Origin of the sequence: Rheinheimera sp. (genome assembly GCF_036568245.1) — a bacterium.
Classification (GTDB): domain Bacteria; phylum Pseudomonadota; class Gammaproteobacteria; order Enterobacterales; family Alteromonadaceae; genus Alishewanella.
In genome coordinates, this window is sequence record NZ_DATCSY010000389.1 from 1 (window position 1) to 2,633 (window position 2,633).

At 49.1% G+C, this 2,633-nt stretch carries 2 protein-coding genes; both read right to left on the reverse strand.

Going from position 1 to position 2,633, the window contains the following annotated elements; genetic code table 11:
* Positions 1-1,124: S41 family peptidase (locus VIN66_RS17460; protein WP_331925172.1), on the reverse strand; the 1,124-nt coding region annotated here is incomplete at its 3' end.
* Positions 1,125-1,220: 96 nt separating this feature from the next.
* A complete protein-coding gene (locus tag VIN66_RS17465; protein WP_331925173.1) occupies positions 1,221-2,516 on the reverse strand; it encodes an adenylosuccinate synthase in 1,296 nt (431 codons plus the stop codon).
* Positions 2,517-2,633: the final 117 nt, after the last annotated feature.

Genomic DNA, 2,633 nt, shown 5'->3' on the forward strand with positions numbered 1-2,633 from the left:
CCATCAAAGTAATCCCCTTGATCCAGTGCATTTACTGTCTGAAAGTTAATCGCAAACAGCACATAATTGCCTATTTGATCCGGCTGCTGACCAACCGGCTTACCACAGGTCGTGCCGCCAATTTGTACAACATCGATAAAAGGTGATAAGGCATTGATTACCAGCTCACTGGATGAGCAGCTACCGGCAGTCGTCAGAATAAATACCCGGTCCAGATTTAAACTGGTGCTGCCTGCGCCGAGCGAAAATAGTGTGGTGTTATTCTTAGCAGTGTTCTTATCGTTGTAACGGTATTTAACAAATACCTGCCCTTGCACATTGCGCTGCGCTATCTGCGTACTTAACTGATTAGCAACGCGGATCAAGCCACCACCGTTGTAGCGTAAATCCAGCACCAGCTCATTTGCTCCCTGTGCGGCAAAATAAGCAAAAGCTTGCTGCAGCTCCGACTCGGACAACTCGATAAAGCTGTTAAAAACCAAATAACCAACCCGCTTTTTATCTTGTTGCACGACAGAGCGGTGTAACACGGTATTGGTTGTGACATCACTTTTGATAAAGTCGGCACTGACCTGGCTGCCATCGGGTTTCTGCCAGACAAAGTTTCTTACCACACCGCTCTCGTTGGGGCCGTAGATATCTTCGCTGCTAATAGCACCGGCATCTAACCGGCTTAACCACTGTGAAACGCTGACACCTTCAATTTCGGTGATTTTATCGCCGCGGCGCAGGCCATTCTGAGCTGCGGAGCCATCATCGTAGACAAAAGCGATTTGCAGTGCACTATCGTTGTTGGCCCGCACACTGGAGAAACCAAAACCAAAGAAGGTGGCATTAATGTAACGGTCCTGATATTCCTCGGCAGTAAGTATAAAACTATATCGATCTTGTGGTGCTGCCACAGCCTGCAGCAAAGCTGCGGGTGAAGCGTAATTATCAGGGTTAACGGAGGCTGGTAAATCACGGTACCAGAGGTAATCCTGCTGCAGGGCACAATACACCTGCGCATTAATATCATTGCGCTGGCAAATATTCACCGGTGCTGTCGTATTACCCCCGTTGCTGCCTCCTCCGCCACAGGCGCTGAGCATAAACCCAGTCAGTAGCAATATTATTGCACGCATAATCTGTACCCCGTGTAGTGCTGTGGTTATCAGCATAAGCAAAAACGCTGCCAGATGGCAGCGTTTTTATACGGGATAAACCATTACTCAGATGTGTCAGGCAAACGGATGACGCAACACAATCGTCTGAACACGGTCCGGACCTGTTGATACGATATCAATAGGCACACCAGTTAACTGCTCCAGTCTGGCAATGTAGTTACGTGCAGCCTGAGGCAATTGCTCCAGTTTTTGTACGCCAAAAGTGCTCTCTGTCCAGCCAGGCATTTCTTCCAGTACTGGCGTAACCAGCTCATAGCCTTCTGCAGCCAGCGGCGGAACATCGGTAATATTACCGGCAGCATCTTTGTAGCCAGTACAGATTTTCACGGTTTCAAGGCCATCCAGTACATCCAGCTTGGTTAAACAGAAACCGGAAATACTGTTAAGCTGAACCGCTCGTTTGACCGCTACCGCATCAAACCAACCACAGCGCCGCTTACGGCCTGTTGTTGCACCAAACTCATGGCCTTTTACGCCTAAATGCTCACCCACTTCACAACCGAGTTCTGTAGGGAATGGGCCAGAGCCGACGCGGGTAGTGTAGGCTTTTACGATACCCAACACATAATCCAGGTAACGTGGGCCAAAGCCAGCACCGGTCGCCACACCACCGGCAGTAGTGTTAGACGACGTTACATAGGGGTAAGTACCGTGGTCGATATCCAGTAGTGTACCCTGAGCGCCTTCAAACATAATTTCCTGGCCAGCTTTGCGGGCGCGGTCCAGTAAGTCAGTCACATCAACAACCAGTGGCTTCAGAATTTCGGCGATAGCCAGAGCGTTATCCAGTGTGGTCTGATAATCCACTGCCGGTACCTTGTAGTACTGGGTCAGCGTGAAATTATGCAGATCCATTAATACTTTCAGTTTCTCAGCAAACAGCTGCGGGTTAAATAAATCACCAACGCGTAAACCACGACGGGCAACTTTATCTTCATATGCAGGACCAATGCCGCGGCCCGTGGTACCGATAGGCTTATCACCACGCGCCAGCTCACGCGCTTTATCCAGCTCAACATGGAAAGGCAGGATCAACGGGCAGGCTTCACTTAACAGCAAGCGCTCTTTTACCGGCACGCCACGCTGCTCCAGCATGCTCATCTCTTTTAAGAATGCTTCCGGTGACAACACTACGCCATTGCCAATTACGCACTTCACATTGGCGCGTAAAATGCCTGACGGAATTAAGTGTAATACGGTTTTCTCACCATCGATAACCAACGTATGGCCCGCATTGTGACCGCCTTGATAGCGCACCACATAGCTTGCTTTATCTGTTAATAAATCGACAATTTTACCTTTACCTTCGTCACCCCATTGGGTGCCGAGCACTACGACGTTTTTGGCCATGGTTCCTACATCATGGAAAAAATTAGGCGGGGATTCTACCAAATTGGCAACTAAGTTTCAGCCGTCCGGGCGAAAAAAAGCCGCTTTTTTTCAGCGGCTAAATTATTGGTTCTTATT

What these genes read in the sequence shown, in the direction of transcription:
- VIN66_RS17465 (WP_331925173.1), bottom strand. Translation starts at nt 2,516, where the DNA reads ATGGCCAAAAACGTCGTAGTGCTCGGCACCCAATGGGGTGACGAAGGT.